We start from the raw sequence: 22,564 nt of genomic DNA on the forward strand, positions 1-22,564 counted from the left end.
TATTTGCGGCGATTTTCCGTCTGAGCAGATAAAAACCCTGCGCAGAGAGGCGAATTTTTCCTGTATCTTCGTCACATTTTTCAGTAGAATTCTGCGGTTAAATTCTATTCATAAAGTCAAAATCAAACATGTTTGAAATCAATCCAATTAAAAACCGCATTCAGGATGTGTCAGAGCGCACAAACGTCCTGAGGGGGTATCTTTGACTATGACGCCAAGAAAGAGCGTCTAGAAGAAGTCAACGCAGAACTTGAACAACCGGATGTCTGGAACGAACCTGAGCGTGCACAAGCGCTGGGTAAAGAACGTTCAGCTCTGGAAGCGGTTGTTGAAACCATTAACCAGCTGGATCAAGGTGTCGATGATGTAGAAGGTTTACTGGAACTGGCGATTGAAGCCGAAGACCAGGAAACATTCGACGAAATCGGCCCTGAACTGGACGAGCTGGAAACTAAGCTGGAACAGCTGGAATTCCGCCGCATGTTCGCCGGCGACCACGACTCCTCTGACTGCTACCTGGACCTGCAAGCGGGTTCTGGCGGTACGGAAGCGCAGGACTGGACATCCATGATGCTGCGTATGTACCTGCGTTGGGCAGATGCCAAGGGCTTCAAAACTGAAGTGATCGAGGTATCGGAAGGTGACGTGGCTGGCCTGAAATCGGCGACCGTTCGCATCGTCGGCGATTACGCTTACGGTTGGCTGCGTACAGAAACCGGTGTTCACCGCTTAGTTCGTAAATCACCATTTGACTCAGGCGGTCGCCGTCACACGTCATTTGCGTCTGCGTTTGTTTACCCAGAGATTGATGAAAACATCGCGATCGACATTAACCCGGCGGATCTGCGTATCGACGTGTACCGCGCTTCGGGGGCGGGTGGTCAGCACGTTAACACCACGGAATCTGCGGTACGTATTACCCACCTTCCAACCAACACCGTTGTACAGTGTCAGAACGACCGTTCTCAGCACAAGAACAAAGATCAGGCGATGAAACAGCTTCGTGCGAAACTGTTTGAGCTTGAACTGCAAAAGCAGAACGCTGAGAAACAGGCTAACGAAGACGCGAAATCGGACATCGGCTGGGGTAGCCAAATCCGTTCATACGTGTTAGATGATTCTCGAATCAAAGATTTACGTACCGGCGTTGAAAACCGTAATACACAAGCGGTTCTTGACGGTGACTTAGACAAATTTATCGAAGCTAGCCTGAAATCAGGTCTTTAAGCTTTTTACCGACAAAACAGGGTACATGCAAAATGACTGATGCTGTTCAAAACGAAACGAATCAAGAACAAATCGCGCAAGAAGAAAACAAACTGATTGCAGAGCGTCGCAGCAAGTTAGAGCACATTCGTAAGAGTTGTAAGGCGAACGGTCACCCAAATGACTTCCGTCGTGACAGCCTAGCGGGTGATCTGCAAGCTGAGTTCGGTGAAAAGAGCAAAGAAGAACTGGAAGCGCTGAATCATGTTGTTGCCATCGCAGGCCGTGTAATGGCAAAACGTGGTCCATTCCTGGTTATTCAAGAGACTTCAGGCCGCATTCAGGCTTACGCATCTAAAGATGTGCAAAAAGCGCTTAAAGAGCAGTATCAAGGCCTGGATATCGGTGACATCATCGGTGTGAAAGGCGCGCTGCACAAATCCGGCAAAGGTGACCTGTACGTGAACATGGATGAGTACGAGCTGCTGACCAAAGCACTGCGTCCTCTGCCAGAAAAATTCCACGGTCTGACCGACCAGGAAATGCGTTACCGTCAGCGTTATGTTGATCTGATCGTGAACGAAGATTCACGTAACACTTTCATCATTCGTTCTAAGCTGGTGAGTGCAATCCGTAGCTTCATGACTTCTAAGGGTTACCTGGAAGTGGAAACGCCAATGATGCACGTGATCCCGGGTGGTGCTTCTGCACGTCCATTCGTGACTCACCACAATGCTCTGGATATCGATATGTACCTGCGTATCGCGCCAGAACTGTACCTGAAGCGTCTGGTTGTCGGTGGTTTTGACCGTGTGTTTGAAATCAACCGTAACTTCCGTAACGAAGGTCTGTCTCCTCGTCACAACCCAGAATTCACCATGATGGAATTCTACCAAGCGTACTCTGATTACGAAGATCTGATGGATCTGACTGAAGAGATGCTGAGCACGGTTGCGATGAACGTGCTGGGTTCAACTTCAATGCCTTACGGCGATGAAATGGTTGAGTTTGGCGGCAAGTACGCACGTATGAGCATGCTGGAAGCGATCAAACACTACAATCCGAACCACGCTGAAATCCAAGCTCTGGATTACGATAAAGTGCAGGATCGTGAGCACATGGTGGCGATTGCGAAATCTGTTCATGTTGAAGTGGAACCGTTCTGGACTTGTGGCCAGCTGCTGGAAGAGATCTTCGGCGAAACGGCTGAACCTAAACTGATTCAGCCAACTTTCATCACTGGCTACCCAGCGGACATTTCTCCACTGGCACGTCGTAACGATGATTTCCCATTCATCACTGACCGTTTCGAGTTCTTCATTGGCGGTCGTGAAGTTGCAAATGGCTTCTCTGAGCTGAACGACGCGGAAGACCAAGATGCGCGCTTCAAGGCTCAGGTAGATGCAAAAGATGCGGGCGATGACGAAGCGATGTTCTACGATGCAGACTACATTACTGCACTGGAACACGGTCTGCCACCAACCGCAGGCCAAGGTATCGGTATCGACCGTCTGGCGATGCTGTTCACCAACTCTCACACCATTCGTGATGTGATCTTGTTCCCAGCGATGCGTCCTCAACTATAATTGCTGATAGTGAGTTCAAAAGCCGCCATTTATGGCGGCTTTTTTTATTTAAGCAGTAATAACTTCCATATATGAGGGGTTATCCCCACTGTTTATTTGCCAAGGGATGTGGCTTAATCCTGAGCGGTAGTAGAAAGTTTTCTAATTCCTTTCTAGTCTTACATTTGAGACAGATTCTAACCACAAGTCTCGTTAATGTAACGTCAGTGGTGAAGGTGCCAAATAAGTAGCACTGCAAAATAATTTTATAACAATAAGGATTCAGTTGATGGGCACTCAATTCCGTATGGACTCCGTGCCAGGCTCGTTAATCGTCGTTGGTGGTACCTACGAGCCGTGGCTTTCGGTATTAGAACAAGTGGGGTGGCGATGTACTCAGTGTGCGGACTTGCGCAAAGCGGATCTGCTGTTTGCTGAAACAGGGCCATGTATTGGTATTGTCGATTTAAGCCATGATGAATTTAGCCTCAATGGCATTGCGAATCTGGTGAGCAGCCATAAGCAAGTTCGCTGGCTGGCGTTTATTCGCGAATCTCAGCTCAGTTCCGATACGATTTGCCAGTTCATTGTGAACTTCTGTATCGACTTCTTTACCGCGCCGATCCCGGACACTCAACTACTCAGCACAATTGGCCACCAGCTTGGCATGTTAAAGCTTGAGAAAAAAGTCTGGCCGCATTATGGCTCCAACGGAGACATGGGGCTGATTGGTGACTCGATCCCGATGAAGCGTTTGCGTGACCAAATTAAACGTATCGGGCCGACGGACGTCAGCATTCTGATTTACGGTGAAAATGGTTCTGGTAAAGAAACCGTAGCGAAGGCCATTCATAAAACCTCTTCTCGTTCGCAAAAGCCGTTTGTTTCGGTTAACTGCCGAGCCATGTCAGAAAAGCGGATTGAATGTGAGCTGTTTGGTATTGGTTGTGATGATGATTCTGTCGCGCCGTTGCTGCTGCAAGCTGATGGCGGAACGCTGCTGCTCAATGACATTCTGACGCTGCCTAAAAGCCAACAGCTGAACCTCCTACGTTTTCTGCAGGAAGGTACGGTAGATACGTCAAATGGCAGTAAAGCTGTTGATGTTCGAGTGCTGGCCGCGAATTCATCGGACATTGAGAAAGCGCTAATCGACGGCGATTTCAATGAAGAGCTTTATCACTACATTAACGTGCTGCGCATCAATGTGCCGAGTCTGAAAGAGCGCGCGGCGGATGTTGCGGTACTGGCGAAGCATTTTTTGCGGGAATACTCCAAAGAGTACAACGCACAAGCTCGCAGCTTTTCGGAAGACGCAATGCGCGCGCTGACTCGTTACCACTGGCCAGGTAACGTTCGTGAGTTGATGAACCAACTTAAACGGGTTGTGTTGATGTCCGATACTATCATGCTGGAAGAGGCACATCTGGATTTGCCAAAGCGCGGCGATGGCAAACGCAGCCTGAAAAGCATTCGCGAACGTTCGGAGCGTGATGCATTGCTGCTGGTATTGGAGTCACATTCAGGACAAGTCTCGACAGCGGCGAAAGAGCTGGGGGTATCCCGCGCGACTATGTACCGTTTGCTCAACAAGCATAACTTGATTACCGACGGCACGTTCTGATGCTTAGCCAAGCCACCTACGGGTGGCTTGTTCATTTCAGCACACAATATCGGGTTGGCATGGCATGAACACAAACAAATATGTTGCATATTTGGTTATTACTCCGATGAATACATTATATCTTTCTGTTATTACGCAAAATGCTGGCGATATTGGTTGTTTTTTCGCTAAGTGTTAATTAAAGGTTGAAGATAATACTCAGTTGCATAGAATTTAACCGTGAGTCTAGCTCACTGAAAACACACTTCTTTTTGGATTAATGATTTTTGCTTGGAGGCGCATTATGAAACATTTCGTATCGATTCATACCCTTTGCGCTTCTATTAACGGTTCATCTACCGCGACCGCAGCACCCATGTCTGCCGATCGTCGTTGCGATGATAACAAGAGCAAAGATATCTAATTAATCCGTAACCTCTGACAGGCTGCGGAAAATGGCAGCTAGCAGGGGTAATCCCAATCAATTCAGCGAAGTAGCGCCATTTTTCCAGTCTTAATTTTCTAAACTGGAGAAAAATCATGCGTCATTCTGTTTATCTACAACTAGCCACTCTATTGGTACGTGCTGATCTGCGTCGTGAAGAACGTGAATGGAAACGAAAAGTACGTCGTAGTGCATTTGATATTCCATGGCACAACGAACATTTACTGAAAGATATCGGCTTGCAAGTGGACGGTCGTCCAATGGGCAGCAGCGTACCTGATGCGATCAAAGCGGACCGCCGTGTGCGTCATATCCGTCGTGTCTTAAGTGCGCGAATACCGACGTAAACAAGCGGGGCTGGCTGCTGCGCCAGCCCCGCTTAAACCCTAAGGGCAGGGATTGGAGTAGAGTGTGCCAATTTCCTGAATCTTAAGCAGTAACTCTTCACTCAACTCAAGTTCCAGACTATCAATGTTGGATTTCAGCTGTTGCAGGTTGGTGGCGCCGATGATGTTGGAAGCCACGAACGGACGCTGATTAACAAACGCCAACGCCATCTGGGCTGGATCGAGGCCAAACTCTCTGGCCAGATTGACGTACGCTTCCGTCGCCTTCAAGCCTTGTGGCGTGAAGTAGCGTTGAAAACGTTCGAACAAGCTGCAACGCGCACCCGTCGGGCGGGCGCCATTGAGGTATTTGCCGCTGAGCACGCCAAATGCCATTGGTGAATAAGCCAGCAGTTTGACACCCTCATAGTGGCTGATTTCAGACAAGCCCACCTCAAAGCTGCGATTGAGCAGGTTGTAGGGGTTCTGAATCGAGACCATACGCGGCAAGTCGTGTTTTTCAGCCAGACGCAGATACGTCATCAGCCCCCACGGTGTTTCGTTGGACACACCGATGTAACGCACTTTGCCCATGCGGACTAAATCACTGAGCGCTTCCAGAGTTTCAATCAGAGTGACTTCTTCCTGCTGATCCGGATAAGGGTAATTGAGCTGACCAAAGGTATTGGTCTGGCGTTGTGGCCAGTGCAGTTGATAAAGGTCGATGTAGTCGGTTTTCAGGCGGCTGAGGCTGTCGTCGATCGCTTGATGAATATGACGATGATCGAGCGCCATATTTTCTCTGATATAGGGAACGTTGCGTGGCCCCGCGACTTTGGTCGCCAGAACGACTTTTTCACGCTTACCGGATTTTTCCAACCAGTTCCCGATGAACTCTTCGGTTTTACCCTGAGTTTCGGCTTTTGGGGGTACCGGATACATCTCTGCCGTGTCGATGAAATTAATGCCACGCTCCAGCGCATAGTCTAACTGGCTGAAGGCCTCAGCCTGCGTATTCTGCTCGCCAAACGTCATGGTACCAAGACACAGTTTACTGATTTCAAGGCTCGAGTGAGGCAGTTTGGTATATTGCATAGCACTTCCTTGTTTGTGTTCGGAACACACCACTTATAGCTTATTGAAACTAAAGCGGCTTTTGATATGAATTTCACTATAAGCGAAGAAATGGTCGGAAAGGAAATGAAATTTGTGTCATTCGGTAGCGATGGAACAAGGGCTGGAGCTATTGAAATGCTCGACTACACTGAGTAACAGGAGGTGAAGCGATGCATAAACGACAACTCAACAAGTGGATGAACGCGGCACACAAACCGGGCTTTGTTCCGCCTAAAGCCTACGTCATTGGGTGTGCTGATGCGACTCATTATACGCTGGGCGTTGAGGTGAAACACCATATCGAGCCGCTGCTCGACAGAGGTCAGCCTCTGCATTTTTCGTCATTGAATGCCGCCAAAGCTCAGCTGTCGCGTTTGGGGCTGACTCAGGCTTATTTGCGTATGAGTTGCTCATATGAGGAGTGTGGTTTCGCCGGGAGTCAGAAGTTCAGCGATATTCCGTTACCGCTGCGTTAGTCATCAATCGATGCGGTTCAGGCGTAGTAGGTCTCGAGAATGCGGGCAGTAAACTGGGTGCGTAAGTAAAAACCGCGCGGCAAGGTTTGGATTGGCCGGCCATTTGCGCCATAGGCTTCGGTTTTCACCCGACCGTTGGCAGCTTTGGGGCGCAGTTGCAGCACCTCTCCGTGGCGCGCACTGATTTCGGATACTTTACCCAGCACGATAAATTCCATCAACTCTTCCCAGTCCGCTTTGAGCTGTGCTTCTTCTTCCGCAGACGGGCTCCAGATTAAAGGGGAGCCCACTCGGCGCTCAGCCAGCGGGATTTCCCGCTCGCCTTCAACCGGTATCCAAAGCACGCGCGACAGTTTGTTGCGCACATGGCTTTGCTCCCAAGTCAGGCCGTGCACTCCGGTCAGTGGCGCAACACAGACGAAGGTGGTTTCCAGCGGCTTCCCGCTATAGCTGATCGGGATGCTTTTAAGTTCAATCCCCAGTTGCTCAAAGTCCTGCTGAGGTTTGCTCCCGGCACAGGCACCTAAATGCCATTCCAGTAATTGACCAACCCAGCCCTTATCTTTGCGTAGATCGGGCGGCACTGTCATTTCGGCTTCACTGGCCAGATCCGCAAAGTTCGCTCCCGCAATGAGTTGCGCGCGCTCTAGCAGTTCTTGTTCGCTCTGGGGTTCTGGTTTCATAAAAAGTGCCGTTAGAAAAAAGGCGATTGTAGCAAATTTTCGGCGGGTGAGGATCGTGGAGAAAGAATGATCAATGTGAGTAAAAGATCTACTATTAACGAGTTATCCACAGTTGAGTCACTAAAGTAAACGAAATTAATGTGATATGTATGCATAAACAGGGGTTTTTGTACGATTCGCTGGGAGGCTAGTGTGCTGGAAAAGCGCATTTTCTCCAATGTGTGTGGATAACAGCGTGATTGGTGGATCTTTGAGCGCTTTAAGTGGGCGAATGATCTTTCATCATTTTTCAATCAAGCTTATTCGCTGATTTATGTTTTAAATTATGATTTTTAACAATAAATTTGTTTTTTTTTCTGCTGGTGATAGCAATGCGATGTGACTAGTATGACGGATTTTTTGCACAGTTCACGAGCTTCTGCACATGGTTATTCACAGAAAACGTGAATAAATGTGGTCTATGTCGCACTCTTCTGTTGATAACTTAAGTTTTGAGCAAAACTTATTCAATTTGAATGTTATCCGCAATAAATATCGTGTGAATCACATTAGTAAGTTTGCTCCCGTTGGGGATATGTGGAAAAATCAAAGCAATTAAGATTTTACTAGAGGTTTGCCAGTGATAGATGGCGATGGTTACCGACTCAATGTGGGTATTGTGATTTGTAACAACCATGGTCAGGTATTCTGGGCGAAACGATACGGGCAACACTCATGGCAATTCCCGCAAGGTGGAATTGATGAGGGTGAATCTCCTGAGCAGGCGATGTTTCGGGAGCTTTACGAAGAGGTTGGCTTAACGAAGAAGGACGTCAAAATCATTGCGACCAGTCGGCATTGGCTAAGATACAAGTTGCCAAAACGTTTGGTGCGATGGGATTCGCAGCCTGTCTGTATTGGACAAAAACAGAAATGGTTCTTACTGCGTCTGGAATGTGATGAATCAAAAATCAACATGCAGCGTGGTAATGCCCCTGAATTTGATGGTTGGCGCTGGGTGAGTTACTGGTATCCGGTGAGACAAGTGGTCTCTTTCAAACGTGACGTTTATCGTCGGGCGATGAAAGAATTTGCGTCATTGGCGATGCCGTTTAAAGAACGTAAAGTAAAAGGTAAGCGCAAAAATCGAAGAGGATAGAGATGCTCTCTCAGCTAAGGGATATAGTTGAACAGGTTTCAAAAGTTGAAGATGTCTATCAGGCGTTGGATATTTTTGTAAAACAGACATGCAGTGCGATGAATACTGAATGTTGTACTGTCTATTTAGCAAACGAAGAGATGCATCGCCTGGAATTGATGGCTACTCAAGGTCTGAAATTCAAAGGCGACAAAATTCTGATCGATTTCGATGAAGGTCTGGTTGGTTTGGTGAAGCGTTCTGCCGAACCCATCAACCTGGCTGAAGCGTCTAAACACCCCAATTTTAAATATTTCAAAGAGCTGGGCGAAGAGGTGTATAACTCTTTTCTCGGCACTCCGATTATCTACCGCAAACAAGTGTTAGGTGTGCTGGTTGTTCAGCAGAAATCACCGCGCCTGTTCAGTGAGATGGAAGTCTCTTTCCTGGTCACGCTGGCAGCGCAGCTGGCGGTGATCGTTGCACATGCGCAAACACAAGGTCACTGGCTGCTGACGAAAAAGCAGCAAGCCATCAGCGGTATTCCTGCTTCTTCTGGTGTCGCGATTGGCGAACTCTGGTGGGATGACTCACAACCTCAACTTGCGGATGTTTATCCGGCGTCGACGCTGGATATCGAGCGTGAGCACGAGTGGCTGACGCGCGCCATTGAAAATGCTCTGAGTGATTTTCGCAAGATGCGTAAGAAGCTCGACAGCGAAATCAACAAAGAAGCGCTGGCGATCTTCGATCTGTTTACCCACCTGTTGAACGATCCGATGCTGCGTAAAGATCTTAAAGCGCAGATTCAAAAAGGCGATCGCGCCGACTGGGCACTGCGTCAGGTGGTCGAAACCTATTCCAACCGTTTTGCCCGCATGTCCGATGCTTATTTGCGTGAGCGTGCTCAGGATGTGCGTGAGCTTGGTCAGCGTCTGCTGTTTTTCCTCTACAACACTGAGCATGAGCAGCAACAGCTGGACAAGCCTATTATTCTGGTCGTGCGTGAACTCACGGCGTCCATTCTGGCGGCTTTACCTAAAGATAAACTGCTGGCTGTCGTCTCGCTCGAAGGGGCGGCCAACTCGCACGCTGCCATTTTGTCGCGCGCGCTTGGCATTCCCGCCATCATGGGCGTGTCAGTTAACCTCAAACAGATCAACGGTAAAAAGGGCATTGTCGATGGTTACAGCGGCAAGCTGTTTATCTCGCCAGCCAAGCAGATCCTCTCTGAATATCGCGCGTTAGCCAGCGAAGAACGAGAGCTGTCGAAAATGGTTAACGAAGCCATTTCGGAACCGGCGTTTACACAAGATGGTAAACGCATCGAATTGCTGCTCAATGCGGGCTTGAGTGCTGATACCAATATTGCTATCAACCAGGGCGTGGATGGCGTAGGGCTGTACCGGACTGAAATTTCATTCTTGTTGCAGCACCGTTTCCCGTCGGAAGAGGAGCAAATTCAGCAATATCGCACGGTGTTGGGAGCCTACCCGAGCAAGCGGGTGGTGATGCGTACGCTGGACATCGGCGGCGATAAACCTCTGCCATATCTGCCGATAGAAGAGGACAATCCGTTCCTCGGTTGGCGCGGGATTCGCTTTACTCTCGATCACCCAGATATCTTTTTGATCCAATTACGGGCGATGATGCGTGCCAGCAGCGGATACAACAATCTCAGCATTCTGCTGCCGATGATTTCAGGCACCAAAGAGCTCGATGATGCGCTGAAACTGATTCACCAAGCGTATGAGGAAACCCTCAAACTGGATGATAAGGTGGTGATGCCGGAAATCGGCATCATGGTGGAAGTGCCATCAATGTTGTATCTGTTGCCACTGATTGCCGACAAAATTGACTTTGTTTCCGTTGGCACTAACGACTTAACTCAGTATCTGCTCGCCGTTGACCGGAACAATTCCCGTGTGGCTGATGTCTATGAATCGATGCACCCGGCGGTGGTCATGGCATTGAAGCAGATTCAACAAACCTGCGAGCAGTACCAGATTCCCGTCTGTGTGTGCGGTGAGTTAGCGGGTGATCCGATTGGCTCTTTGCTGTTGATTGGGTTAGGGTACACCACCTTAAGTATGAACACGTCGAACGTCGCGCGGGTGAAGTACTTAGTGCGTCACTCTGATTTAAACGATTTGCGCGTACTTGCTGACAAAGCGCTGATGCAACCGTACGGTCATGATATCTATAATATGATGCTCACACACTTCGAAGACAAAGGCTTCGCCGGCTTTGTGAGAGCGGGAAAAAAATAGGAACAGAATGTGAGTATCGAATTAATGGCCCTGTTGTTGGTGTTAGGGTCGGTAGTCGGTGTGCTGGCAGGTTTGCTGGGCATCGGCGGTGGTTTGGTCGTCGTACCGGCATTACTGTTTCTGCTGCCTCAGGCAGGTATTTCCCCTGATATTGTGATGCAACTTGCGCTGGCAACGTCGCTGGCGACGATTATCGTCACGTCGGGCTCATCGGCACTCAATCATCTCAAACTCGGCAACGTGGATATGTTTGTCGTCAAATGGCTGCTGCCTGGTGTATTGGTTGGCGGTTTTCTCGGTTCGGTGATTGCAGAGTGGATCCCCAATCAGTACCTGCCGAAGGTGTTTGGCGTGATTGTACTGGTGCTGGCGCTGCAAATGTTTCGCTCCATTCGTGCCACGCACACCAAGCCGATGCCCGGAGCGGTGATGACCACTGTGTACGGCGGCGGTATCGGTGTGGTGTCGAGTCTGGCGGGTATTGGTGGCGGCTCGCTGTCGGTGCCCTTCCTCAATCATCATGGTGTGGAAATGCGTAAGGCTGTGGGTTCGTCGTCGGTATGCGGTTTTATGATTGCTATCTCCGGCATGCTGGGCTTTGTTCTGCACGGTTACCATGCTGAAGGCCTGCCGCAGTACAGTGTGGGTTATGTGTATTTACCTGCGCTGGTGGCAATTGCTTCCACCTCCATGCTAACCACTCGTATCGGTGCCAAGCTGGCAACTCAGTTGCCAACTAAGGTGCTTAAACGTTTCTTCGCGGTATTCCTTATGTTCGTTGCCATCACCATGTTGATGCAATGATCTGATTTTAAAAGAGAAGAGAACACTATTTATGTCTCAGGGCTATCTTGAATTTCCAAACATTGACCCCGTTTTAGTTTCTATTGGGCCGATTTCTGTGCGCTGGTACGGCATGATGTATCTGATTGGTTTTATGTTTGCCATGTGGCTGGCGAACCGTCGTGCTGACAAACCCGGTAGCGGCTGGACTCGTGAGCAGGTTTCCGACTTGCTGTTTGCCGGCTTCCTGGGGGTGGTCATTGGTGGCCGTATCGGTTACGTGCTGTTCTATAACTTCGATCTGTTCTTAGCCGATCCTCTTTACTTGTTTAAAGTCTGGACTGGTGGCATGTCGTTCCACGGCGGTCTGCTGGGTGTGATCTCCGCTATGTTCTGGTACGCACATAAAAATCAGCGCACCTTCTTTGGTGTGGCCGACTTTGTGGCGCCGCTGGTGCCGTTTGGTCTTGGCATGGGCCGTCTGGGCAACTTTATGAACGGTGAACTGTGGGGACGTGTCACGGATGTGCCATGGGCGATTATTTTCCCGAATGCAGGACCGCTGCCTCGCCATCCGTCACAACTGTATGAATTTGTTTTAGAAGGGATTGTGCTATTCCTGATCCTCAATTGGTTCATTAAGAAGCCGCGTCCGCTGGGTTCGGTAGCCGGGCTATTCCTCGCCGGATATGGTACATTCCGCTTCCTGGTTGAATTTGTTCGAGAGCCGGATGCCCAATTAGGCCTGTTCGGCGGTATCATCTCAATGGGACAAATCCTTTCAACACCAATGATTATTGCTGGCGTGCTGCTGATGGTATGGGCTTACAAACGTGGCCTGTATAAAGACAGCGTCGCCGCAAAGTAAGGGTTCGAAGTGAAACAGTATTTAGATCTTTGCCAGCGCATTGTCGATGAAGGTGTGTGGGTGGAAAATGAGCGGACAGGCAAACGTTGCCTGACCGTGATCAATGCCGATTTAACTTATGATGTGGCCAATAACCAGTTTCCACTGGTGACGACACGTAAGAGTTTCTGGAAAGCCGCGGTGGCTGAGCTGCTGGGCTACATTCGCGGTTATGATAATGCTGCGGATTTCCGTGCACTGGGCACCAAAACCTGGGATGCCAATGCTAACCTGAATGACGCGTGGCTCAACAACCCGCACCGTAAAGGTGAAGACGATATGGGCCGTGTATACGGAGTACAGGGGCGCGCGTGGGCTAAGCCGGATGGCGGTCATATTGACCAGTTGAAGAAAATTGTCGATGACCTGACGCGTGGCGTTGATGATCGCGGCGAAATTCTCAATTTCTACAACCCGGGTGAGTTTCATATGGGCTGCTTGCGTCCTTGTATGTACAGCCACCACTTCTCGCTGCTTGGCGACACCCTGTATCTCAATAGTACGCAACGCTCGTGTGATGTCCCGCTGGGGTTGAACTTTAACATGGTTCAGGTCTATGTGTTCCTGGCGATTATGGCGCAGATCACGGGTAAGAAACCGGGTCAGGCGTTTCATAAGATCGTTAACGCACACATCTATGAAGATCAACTGGCATTAATGCGTGATGTACAACTGAAACGTGAGCCACTGGCTGCGCCTCAGTTCCACATCAACCCGAAAATCAAATCGCTACACGATTTGGAAACTTGGGTAACGTTGGATGATTTTGAAGTGACCGGTTACGAGTTCCACGATCCGATTCAATATCCGTTTTCGGTGTAGTGATGAGATAGTAAAAACGCTGGCTGTGCCGGCGTTTTTTATGGTTGCAGAAAACAAAAAAGCTCCCCGAAGGGCGCTTTTCTTATTCGTCCGGATTAAGAGCTGAACGCCAGAATCATACCCGGAATCACGATGAATACCGACAGCAGGTAACCTGCAACCACAGCTTTGCTCTTAATTGCCCATTCTGAAATCGCTTCTGCACCTTTGAGTGGTAGTTCACGCAGGAACGGAACGCCGTAAATCAGCAGTGTCGCCAGCACGTTAAATGTCAGGTGGACCAGAGCGATTTGCAGTGCAAATACCGCGAATTCACCCGATACGGCTGTTGCTGCCAGCAGAGCGGTAATACAAGTACCGATGTTCGCGCCCAGCGTGAATGGGTAAACGTCACGTACTTTCAGTACGCCTGAGCCAACCAGCGGTACCATCAGACTGGTGGTAGTCGATGAAGACTGAACCAGAACCGTCACGATTGTACCCGACGCAATACCATGCAGAGGGCCACGACCAATTGCGTTCTTCAGAATGTCACGCGCACGGCCAACCATCAGGCTCTTCATGAGTTTACCCATCACGGTTATCGCAACAAAGATAGTGGCAATACCAAGTAAGATAAGAGCCACGCCACCGAATGTGTCACCAAATGTAGACAGCTGACCTTTCAGTGCGCCAATCACAGGTTTGGTGATCGGTTTGATGAAGTCGAAGCCTTTCAGGCTCATGTCGCCCGTTGCCAACAATGGTGAAACCAACCAGTGAGAAATTTTTTCCAGAATGCCAAACATCATTTCCAGTGGTAGGAAGATGAATACGGCCAGCAAGTTAAAGAAGTCATGAATAGTGGCGCTGGCAAAAGCACGCTTGAATTCCTCTTTACAGCGCATGTGACCCAGGCTGACCAGAGTGTTGGTAACGGTAGTACCGATGTTGGCACCCATAACCATAGGAATTGCGGTTTCAACTGGCAGGCCGCCAGCCACCAAACCAACAATAATAGAGGTGACCGTACTGGATGACTGAATCAGCGCCGTGGCAACCAAACCGATCATCAAGCCCGCAACCGGGTGTGAAGCAAATTCAAACAGGACTTTTGCTTGATCGCCCGTTGCCCATTTAAATCCGCTGCCCACCATCGCTACCGCAAGCAGTAGCAAATACAGCATGAAAGCCAAGTTTGCCCAGCGCAGCCAACGCGTAGTCGCTGAGATTGGCGCGGCAGTGGTAGTCGCTTGGTTTATCATTGTTTTCTCCATTGACCTTTTTATTACGTCTTCGGTCTGTTGTTGAATCTGTGCGCGATAGTAGAGGTTAAATATTTCAGTAATATGACAATGCTGAAACAAAACGAGAGAATTGTTAATTAGGCTGTTTTATGGGCAGGTTTTATTTTGATGTTTGATTTTAAGTTTTTGTTTTGTATCATTTTATTATCAGTTTTGTCTGTTGGGTAAGAACGGGTTTAAACTCTGTTTTACAGACGAATCGTGAGCAGAGTGTGTCAGAATTGTCATATTGGAAAATCAGTAATTCGGAAAAATAAGGCATTTATTCATGTATCGTTCGTATATTTCGATGTAATTGCGACATGTCGGTTCATTTGCTATAACCAAGACTCTGTTCATCACGAGTGGCTTTCGATGTCTCATCTCAATTACAACCACCTTTATTACTTCTGGATGGTGTGCAAGCAGGGTTCCGTCACTAAGGCTGCCGACGCGCTGTTTCTTACTCCTCAAACGGTGACCGGCCAAATTAAAGCGCTGGAAGATCGTATGGCAGGCAAACTGACTAAACGCAACGGCCGCAGCATTGAACCAACCGAGCTGGGCCAATTGGTTTTCAAGTATGCGGACCGTATGTTCGGCCTCAGTTACGAAATGCTCGATATCGTCAATTACAGTCAACGTAACAATGTGTTGTTTGATGTTGGTGTTGCAGATGCGCTGTCCAAGCGTCTGGTGAGCAAAATACTGATGACGACGGTGCCGGATGACAACAGCATTCACTTACGCTGCTTTGAGTCGACCCACGAAATGCTGCTTGAGCAGTTGTCTCAGCATAAGCTGGATATGATTTTGTCCGATTGTCCTGTCGACTCCAGCCAGAGTCCGGGCTTATTTAGTAAGAAACTGGGTGAAAGCCATATGGGCTTTTTCTCCAGTGGCCATGTTGAAAAGGGGCGTTATCCCGCAGTACTGGAAGAGCATAAGTTATTGATTCCGGGTAGCCGCACCGCCATGGGGCGCAAAGTCCGCCAGTGGTTCGACCGACAGGGCATTCAACCTAATATTCTCGGCGAGTTCGACGATGCTGCACTGATGAAAGCTTTCGCACGTTACCATCCGGATGTGATTTTCATGGCACCGCTGCTGTACATGAACGAAATGGAGCAGGATCTATCGCTGCAACTCATCAGTCGGATCGAAGAAATTAAAGAAGAGTATTATGTGATATTCGCAGAACGAATGATTCAACATCCTGCGGTAAAGAATGTCTGTGATGCAGATTTTAGTAATTTGTTTGAATGAGCGTTTTATTACTGTTAATAAATAGATTACTATCACGCCAACCGATTAAAACGCATTCTGTTGTCTTGTAATGACAGGAAAACGTGATCGGCATATTTAGGCATACTCTGTGTTCGTTGCTGTCTGATCGTTCATCCGATCATGAACCACCATAATAATGGGCGTTGCGAGGTAACTTGCCGCTGAAGGAAGGCAATCAGGCACTAACATGATGTGCGAGAGTAGCGCTTAAGCGGTTATTTCAAGGGGGCTTACTCGTGAACCTACAAGAAATGGAAAAGAACTCCGCCCAAGCAGTGGTGTTACTAAAAGCCATGGCGAATGAGAGACGTCTGCAGATTCTTTGCTTGTTGCACAACCAGGAACTTTCCGTGGGGGAATTGTGTGGCAAGCTGGAACTGAGTCAATCAGCGTTATCGCAACACCTGGCTTGGCTAAGAAGGGATGGCTTAGTGGAGACGCGCAAAGAAGCGCAAACCGTGTACTACACACTCAGCAGTGATGAAGTGAAATCGATGATCGAATTGCTTCACAATTTATACTGCAAGAGCTGACAAGGATGTCTGACTGAAGTTTTTATTCTGTTCACTACGCCTATAACGATAGTTACAAAGAATAAAGAGTAAGAACTTTGGTTTTCTGCAAACACAAGCAATAAAAAAACCGGCGAATGCCGGTTTTTTTTATCACTGGGATATCAGGCTCAAATTACAGAGCTTTGATAGCAGCAGCGAAACGAGACTTATGACGAGCTGCTTTATTCTTGTGAATAAGGCCTTTAGTTGCCATACGGTCTAGGATTGGTGTAACTACTGCGAATGCAGCAGTTGCAGCTTCTTTGTCGCCTGCAGCGATTGCAGCAACAGTTTTCTTCATGTAAGTGCGCATCATAGAACGACGGCTAGCATTGTGCTGACGACGTTTCTCAGATTGGATAGCGCGCTTCTTAGCAGATTTACAGTTTGCCAAGGGTCTAACTCCCAAAAACTTTAGTTCGGTGACAATTTAAGGGCCGGAAATATCCCCTATTTGCACTTAATTGTCAAATGATTTGTGCAAAAACCCATCTAGGCCAAACAAGTTTGGAATCGGAAGGTCTTCGCGGTTAAGATGGCGGGGATTCTAACAGTATTTTTTTGCCAATGCTAATACTTATCTGATCTCTCACTGACATTATTTCCCGGTGAAGAAAGATAATGTTGTTTTAGCGTATTTTTCGAGGTTACCGTGAGTAAACGCTTACTCAAGTCAGGCATGATTGTCAGTGCCATGACGTTGATTTCGCGCGTCTTGGGATTGGTGCGCGACATTGTCGTCGCCAACCTGATGGGTGCAGGCGCCAGCGCTGATGTATTCTTTTTTGCCAACCGCATTCCCAACTTCCTGCGCCGTCTGTTTGCAGAAGGGGCTTTTTCTCAAGCTTTTGTTCCGGTCCTGACGGAATATCATGCGTCAGGGGATATCAATAAAACCCGTGAACTGATTGCCCGTGCAGCGGGCACGCTGGGGGTATTGGTCACCATCGTGACTGTATTGGGCGTGGTATTCTCTGGCGTGGTAACTGCGCTGTTTGGTGCGGGGTGGTTTCTGGATTGGCTCAATGATGGCCCGGCGGCGCCGAAGTTTGAGCTCGCCAGTCTGCTGTTAAAAATTACCTTTCCTTATTTATGGTTCATTACCTTTGTCGCACTGTCAGGCGCGGTACTGAACACGCTGGGTAAGTTCGCGGTCTCTTCCTTTACGCCCGTCTTTCTCAACGTCATGATGATTCTGTCGGCATGGTATATCTCGCCGCTACTGGATCAGCCTGAGATTGGTTTGGCAATTGGTGTATTTTTAGGCGGCTTGGTTCAGTTTTTGTTCCAACTACCTTTTTTGATCAAAGCTGGCGTGTTAGTCAGACCAAAATGGGGCTGGAAAGATCCTGGGGTGGTGAAAATTCGCACACTGATGATTCCAGCGCTATTCGGGGTTTCGGTGAGTCAAATCAACCTGTTATTTGATTCGTTTGTGGCGAGTTTTCTGCAAACGGGTTCCATCAGTTGGCTCTATTATTCCGACCGTTTGCTGGAATTTCCGCTCGGGCTGTTTGGTATTGCGATTGCAACCGTAATACTGCCCGCGCTGTCGCGCAAGCATGTAGATGCTCACAGCGATGGCTTTGCCCATACCATGGACTGGGGCGTACGGATGGTGATTCTGCTTGGTGTGCCTGCCATGCTTGGCTTGATGGTGTTGGCGAAACCGATGTTAATGGTGCTGTTTATGCGCGGCGAGTTTACTCCTGATGACGTGCACATGGCGTCGATGTCGCTGCTGGCGTATTCAGCGGGGTTGCTCAATTTCATGCTGATCAAAGTGTTGGCGCCGGGCTACTACTCGCGTCAGGATACGAAAACACCTGTGCGCTTTGGTATCATCGCGATGCTGAGCAATATTGTGTTTAACGCTATCTTTGGTTGGTTCTATGGTTATGTCGGTCTGGCGGCGGCAACGGCATTGTCGGCCTTTATTAATATGGCACTGCTGTATCGCGGTTTGCACAAACAAGGTGTTTACGTGATTAGCGCGCGCACGGTTGGCTATATTATCCGACTGTTGATCGCTGGCGGTGCGATGGTCGCGGCCATTTTGTGGCAGATGGAATCGATGTCGGTCTGGCTGAGTTGGGGGCTGACGCAACGGGCTCTGACGCTGACAGGGCTGATCGCACTCGGCGCGATTGTATATTTAGTCACCGCCCTGGTGCTGGGCGTCCGTTTAAAAGATTTAAAAGCGGCGACAGATTAACGCTGATTAGGTTATAATCCGTCGGTTTCACACCAAGATAATTGAGAACTATAGGTTTTAAGCGTATTCCAATGGAATTGATTCGCGGTATTCATAACATCAAACCACGCCATCATGGCTGTGTATTGACCATAGGTAACTTCGATGGTGTCCATTTGGGACATCAACAGGTATTAGATCAGGTCTCTGAGCGAGCGAAATCGCTGAACCTGCCTTCGGTCGTGATGACCTTTGAACCGCAACCTATGGAGCTGTTCTTAAAAGATAAGGCTCCGGCTCGGTTAACAAGATTGAGAGATAAGTTTGTCCAACTCGGCAAACTGGATATTGATCGTCTATTGTGTGTGAACTTCAACCATCACTTCGCCAACCTTGATGCACAGGCGTTTATCCGTGACTTGTTGGTCACTCGTTTGGGTGTTAAGTTTTTGGTCGTTGGCGACGATTTCTGCTTTGGCCAGGGGCGCAAAGGTAACTTTGCTATGCTGGAACAGGCAGGACGTGAATACGGCTTTGAAGTGGTGAGTACCCAGAGCTTCTGTTTACAGAAACTGCGTGTCAGCAGTACGGCAATTCGTGAGGCCTTAGCCGCTGATGAACTGGCCGTGGCCGCAGACATGCTAGGCCGCGATTACAGTATCAGCGGGCGCGTGTCTCACGGGCGTAAACTCGGACGGACCATCGGTTTTCCGACGGCCAATATTCCGCTCAAGCGTTGTGTGTCGCCAGTTTCTGGTGTGTACGTGGTGGAAGCATATGGGTTAGGTGAGCAACCTGTCGGCGGTGTAGCCAATATTGGCCAGCGTCCGACGGTAAATGGGGTTCGCCAACAATTAGAAGTGCATTTATTCGACTTTCATGGCAATTTGTACGGCAAACAGCTGGAAGTCGCACTTTTACATAAACTGCGCAACGAACATAAGTTTGAGTCCTTTGAAGCACTCAAACAACAAATAGAATTGGATGCTGAGGCAGCAAGGGTGTGGCTGCGTCAGCTTAAGGGTTAACCGGATGATTCCACCGGCTAACATAATGTCTAACTTCGCCCAATATAACGGAATTAAGAATCGATGAGTGAGTATAAAGATACCCTGAACTTACCTGAAACAGGGTTTCCAATGCGCGGCGATCTGGCTAAACGTGAGCCAGAAATGCTTGAACGTTGGTACAAAGAAGATCTTTACGGTGCAATCCGTGAAGCAAAAAAAGGCAAAAAATCTTTCGTATTGCACGATGGCCCTCCATATGCCAACGGTGATATTCACATTGGTCACGCACTAAACAAGATTCTTAAAGACATTATTATTAAATCCAAAACACTTTCAGGTTTTGACGCACCTTACATCCCGGGTTGGGACTGCCACGGTCTGCCAATCGAACTGATGGTAGAGAAGAAAGTGGGCAAGCCTGGTCAGAAAGTGACCGCGGCTGAATTCCGTGAAAAATGTCGCGAGTACGCAGCGGGTCAGGTTGAAGGCCAGAAAGAAGGCTTCAAGCGTCTGGGTATCTTGGGTGAGTGGGACAAACCGTACCGCACCATGGATTTCTCAACCGAAGCGAACATCATTCGCGCGCTGGGTAAAATTGCCGACAACGGCCACCTGCTGAAAGGTTTCAAACCAGTTCACTGGTGTACCGATTGTGGTAGTGCGCTGGCTGAAGCGGAAGTGGAATACAAAGATAAAGTGTCTCCGTCTATCGACGTTCGTTTCAAAACGGCCGACGAAGCGGCGCTGCTGTCTAAATTTACCCTGACCGAAGGTCACGAAGGTAAAGGTGACGTATCCATCGTTATCTGGACCACCACTCCATGGACACTGCCGGCAAACCGCGCAGTATGTCTGCGTGACGATCTGGAATACGTGCTGATCCAAATCGAAGGTGAGCAACCGGAGCGTATCATCGTTGCGTCTGAACTGGCGAAATCTGTGATGGATCGTGCGGGTGTCGAACATTTCCATTTCCTCGGTTTTGCCAAAGGCGCGGATCTGGAACTGTCTCAGTTCAACCATCCGTTCTACAACTTCACTGTACCGGCAATTCTGGGCGATCACGTCACCACAGATTCTGGTACAGGTGTGGTTCACACGGCTCCTGGCCACGGTCAGGAAGACTTTGCAGTCGGTCAGAAATACGGTCTGGAAGTCGCCAACCCTGTGGGTTCAAACGGTGTTTATCTGCCAGATACTGAACTGTTTGCGGGTCAACATGTATTTAAAGCCAACGATGCTGTGATTGAAGTGCTGAAAGAGCACGGCGCACTGTTGCATCACCATGCTTACGAGCACAGCTACCCACACTGCTGGCGCCATAAAACACCTATCATCTTCCGTGCGACACCACAATGGTTCGTATCGATGGATCAAGCGGGTCTGCGTGAGAACGCACTCAGCGCGATTAAAGGCGTGAAATGGATGCCGGATTGGGGTCAAAGCCGTATCGAAGGTATGGTGGAAGGCCGTCCTGAATGGTGTATCTCACGTCAGCGTACATGGGGCGTGCCAATTGCTCTGTTTGTTCACAAAGAAACCGCAGAGCTGCATCCTAAGACTTCTGAGCTGATTGAAAAAGTCGCTCAACTGGTTGAACAGAAAGGCATTCAGGCTTGGTGGGATGTAGACGCCGCTGAGCTGCTGGGCGATGACGCTGAACAGTACGAAAAAGTACTGGATACCCTGGATGTTTGGTTTGATTCAGGTGTGACTCACTATGCGGTGGTTGATAACCGTGAAGAGTTCCATGGCGCGGAAGCGGATATGTACCTGGAAGGTTCTGACCAACACCGTGGCTGGTTCCAGTCTTCTTTGATTTCATCGATCGCGATGAAGGGCAAAGCACCTTACAAAGAAGTACTGACGCACGGTTTCGTGGTTGACGGCCAAGGCCGTAAGATGTCGAAATCGATTGGTAACGTGGTTGCGCCAAAAGACGTGACCAACAAACTGGGTGCAGACATTCTGCGTCTGTGGGTGGCATCAACTGACTACACGGGCGAAGTGGCGGTTTCAGACGAAATCCTGAAACGCAGCGCGGATTCTTACCGTCGTATTCGTAACACGGCACGTTTCTTCCTGGCGAACCTGAACGGCTTCAACCCGGCAACCGACATCATTGCGGCTGACGAGATGGTGGCACTGGATCGTTGGGCGGTTGCCCGTGCAATGGCTGCTCAACAAGAGATCGTCAAAGCGTACGCAGAGTACAACACTCACGCTGTGGTTCAGCGTCTGATGCACTTCTGTTCGGTTGAAATGGGTTCATTCTACCTGGATGTAATCAAAGACCGTCAGTACACCGCGAAGCTGGGCGGCAACGCGCAGCGCAGCTGTCAGACTGCACTGTACTACATCGTAGAAGCGCTGGTTCGCTGGATGGCTCCAATCATGTCGTTCACTGCCGATGAAATCTGGAACGAAATGCCGACTAACCAAGCCAACGGCGAAGCTCGCGGTAAATTCGTATTTGCTGATGAGTGGTACGAAGGTCTGTTTGGTCTGGCTGAAGGTGAAGAGCTGAACAACGAATTCTGGACTGATATTCAGAAAGTTCGTGGTGCGGTGAACAAGTTGCTGGAAAATGCGCGTAATGAGAAAACCATCGGTGGTTCTCTGCAAGCGGAAGTGACGTTGTTTGCAAGCGACGAGCTGGCAGCCAAAATCAACAAGCTGGAAGATGAACTGCGCTTTGTATTGCTGACTTCAAAAGCGAACGTGAAACCGCTGGCTGAGAAGAGCGACGCGGCTCAGGCAACCGACATCGACGGTCTGTTTGTTCAAGTGAACAAAACGGAAGCTGAGAAGTGTGATCGCTGCTGGCACTACACCCCAGACGTGGGCACCATCAAAGGCCATGAAACTATTTGTGGTCGTTGTGTGTCGAACGTTGACGGTGAAGGCGAAGTTCGCAAGTTTGCTTAAAGGAACT

19 protein-coding genes are annotated in these 22,564 nt (G+C 49.0%); 15 read left to right on the forward strand and 4 right to left on the reverse strand.

Annotated elements, in window-relative coordinates; translation table 11 throughout:
- The first annotated feature begins 128 nt into the window (after positions 1–128).
- From prfB to DYA43_RS02210, 4 genes are all read left to right on the forward strand, one after another.
- A protein-coding gene (prfB, locus tag DYA43_RS02195; protein ID WP_100268275.1) for a peptide chain release factor 2 occupies positions 129–1,227 on the forward strand; the annotation gives its coding sequence in 2 pieces (ribosomal slippage) (positions 129–203 and positions 205–1,227; 1,098 coding nt in all).
- 32 nt (positions 1,228–1,259) lie between these two features.
- Positions 1,260–2,792: a lysine--tRNA ligase gene (gene lysS / locus DYA43_RS02200; protein WP_061056178.1), complete on the forward strand. Its 1,533-nt coding sequence runs from the start codon at positions 1,260–1,262 to the stop codon at positions 2,790–2,792.
- A 268-nt stretch (positions 2,793–3,060) separates the two neighbouring features.
- On the forward strand, positions 3,061–4,395 hold the full coding sequence (gene vpsR, locus DYA43_RS02205; protein ID WP_020332072.1) for a cyclic-di-GMP-binding transcriptional regulator VpsR: 1,335 nt from the start codon (positions 3,061–3,063) through the stop codon (positions 4,393–4,395).
- Between the two features lie 519 nt (positions 4,396–4,914).
- Complete coding sequence (locus DYA43_RS02210) at positions 4,915–5,166, forward strand: hypothetical protein (RefSeq protein WP_020332074.1); 252 nt, start codon at positions 4,915–4,917, stop codon at positions 5,164–5,166.
- Between the two features lie 39 nt (positions 5,167–5,205).
- Here DYA43_RS02210 and DYA43_RS02215 read toward each other — a convergent pair whose 3' ends face one another.
- A complete protein-coding gene (locus DYA43_RS02215; protein ID WP_020430547.1) occupies positions 5,206–6,240 on the reverse strand; it encodes an NADP(H)-dependent aldo-keto reductase in 1,035 nt (344 codons plus the stop codon).
- A 191-nt stretch (positions 6,241–6,431) separates the two neighbouring features.
- Here DYA43_RS02215 and DYA43_RS02220 point away from each other — a divergent pair, with 191 nt between their 5' ends.
- The gene (locus DYA43_RS02220; protein ID WP_061056179.1) at positions 6,432–6,737 is read left to right on the forward strand and encodes a DUF6482 family protein; all 306 of its coding nucleotides are present in this window, start codon (positions 6,432–6,434) and stop codon (positions 6,735–6,737) included.
- A gap of 17 nt (positions 6,738–6,754) precedes the next feature.
- On the opposite strand, the gene mutH is transcribed toward DYA43_RS02220, so the two are convergent.
- Positions 6,755–7,420, reverse strand: a complete 666-nt coding sequence (mutH, locus tag DYA43_RS02225) for a DNA mismatch repair endonuclease MutH (RefSeq protein WP_061056180.1) — start codon at positions 7,418–7,420, stop codon at positions 6,755–6,757.
- A gap of 619 nt (positions 7,421–8,039) precedes the next feature.
- Between mutH and rppH the strand changes: the two genes are divergently transcribed.
- The 5 genes from rppH to DYA43_RS02250 are packed head-to-tail and all read left to right on the forward strand — an operon-like array spanning position 8,040 to position 13,319.
- Complete coding sequence (gene rppH / locus DYA43_RS02230; protein ID WP_020332079.1) at positions 8,040–8,558, forward strand: RNA pyrophosphohydrolase; 519 nt, start codon at positions 8,040–8,042, stop codon at positions 8,556–8,558.
- 2 nt (positions 8,559–8,560) lie between these two features.
- Entirely contained in the window at positions 8,561–10,807 is a 2,247-nt protein-coding gene (gene ptsP / locus DYA43_RS02235; protein WP_061056181.1) for a phosphoenolpyruvate--protein phosphotransferase, read from the forward strand.
- Positions 10,808–10,816: 9 nt separating this feature from the next.
- A complete protein-coding gene (locus DYA43_RS02240) occupies positions 10,817–11,611 on the forward strand; it encodes a sulfite exporter TauE/SafE family protein (protein ID WP_020430552.1) in 795 nt (264 codons plus the stop codon).
- 31 nt (positions 11,612–11,642) lie between these two features.
- Complete coding sequence (lgt, locus tag DYA43_RS02245) at positions 11,643–12,458, forward strand: prolipoprotein diacylglyceryl transferase (RefSeq protein WP_020332082.1); 816 nt, start codon at positions 11,643–11,645, stop codon at positions 12,456–12,458.
- A 9-nt stretch (positions 12,459–12,467) separates the two neighbouring features.
- Positions 12,468–13,319 carry a thymidylate synthase gene (locus DYA43_RS02250; RefSeq protein ID WP_020332083.1) on the forward strand — a complete coding sequence of 284 codons (852 nt, stop codon included), beginning with the start codon at positions 12,468–12,470 and terminating at the stop codon, positions 13,317–13,319.
- A gap of 95 nt (positions 13,320–13,414) precedes the next feature.
- Here DYA43_RS02250 and DYA43_RS02255 read toward each other — a convergent pair whose 3' ends face one another.
- Entirely contained in the window at positions 13,415–14,563 is a 1,149-nt protein-coding gene (locus DYA43_RS02255; protein ID WP_020332084.1) for a Na/Pi symporter, read from the reverse strand.
- A gap of 396 nt (positions 14,564–14,959) precedes the next feature.
- Here DYA43_RS02255 and nhaR point away from each other — a divergent pair, with 396 nt between their 5' ends.
- Positions 14,960–15,850 carry a transcriptional activator NhaR gene (nhaR, locus tag DYA43_RS02260; RefSeq protein WP_020332086.1) on the forward strand — a complete coding sequence of 297 codons (891 nt, stop codon included), beginning with the start codon at positions 14,960–14,962 and terminating at the stop codon, positions 15,848–15,850.
- Positions 15,851–16,107: 257 nt separating this feature from the next.
- Positions 16,108–16,404 (forward strand): ArsR/SmtB family transcription factor, encoded by a 297-nt coding sequence (locus DYA43_RS02265; RefSeq protein WP_038129795.1) that lies wholly within the window; start codon positions 16,108–16,110, stop codon positions 16,402–16,404.
- Positions 16,405–16,558: 154 nt separating this feature from the next.
- On the opposite strand, the gene rpsT is transcribed toward DYA43_RS02265, so the two are convergent.
- Entirely contained in the window at positions 16,559–16,819 is a 261-nt protein-coding gene (gene rpsT / locus DYA43_RS02270) for a 30S ribosomal protein S20 (RefSeq protein ID WP_004728884.1), read from the reverse strand.
- A 258-nt stretch (positions 16,820–17,077) separates the two neighbouring features.
- On the opposite strand from rpsT, the gene murJ reads away from it, so the two are divergent.
- From murJ to ileS, 3 genes are all read left to right on the forward strand, one after another.
- Complete coding sequence (gene murJ, locus DYA43_RS02275) at positions 17,078–18,640, forward strand: murein biosynthesis integral membrane protein MurJ (protein ID WP_020332088.1); 1,563 nt, start codon at positions 17,078–17,080, stop codon at positions 18,638–18,640.
- 71 nt (positions 18,641–18,711) lie between these two features.
- Positions 18,712–19,647, forward strand: a complete 936-nt coding sequence (gene ribF / locus DYA43_RS02280) for a bifunctional riboflavin kinase/FAD synthetase (RefSeq protein WP_020430559.1) — start codon at positions 18,712–18,714, stop codon at positions 19,645–19,647.
- Between the two features lie 63 nt (positions 19,648–19,710).
- Positions 19,711–22,557, forward strand: coding sequence for an isoleucine--tRNA ligase (gene ileS, locus DYA43_RS02285; RefSeq protein ID WP_020430560.1), 2,847 nt, complete (start codon positions 19,711–19,713; stop codon positions 22,555–22,557).
- The last annotated feature ends 7 nt before the right edge of the window (positions 22,558–22,564 follow it).

It is taken from the genome of Vibrio fluvialis, from assembly GCF_900460245.1.
In the GTDB taxonomy this organism is placed as follows: domain Bacteria; phylum Pseudomonadota; class Gammaproteobacteria; order Enterobacterales; family Vibrionaceae; genus Vibrio; species Vibrio fluvialis.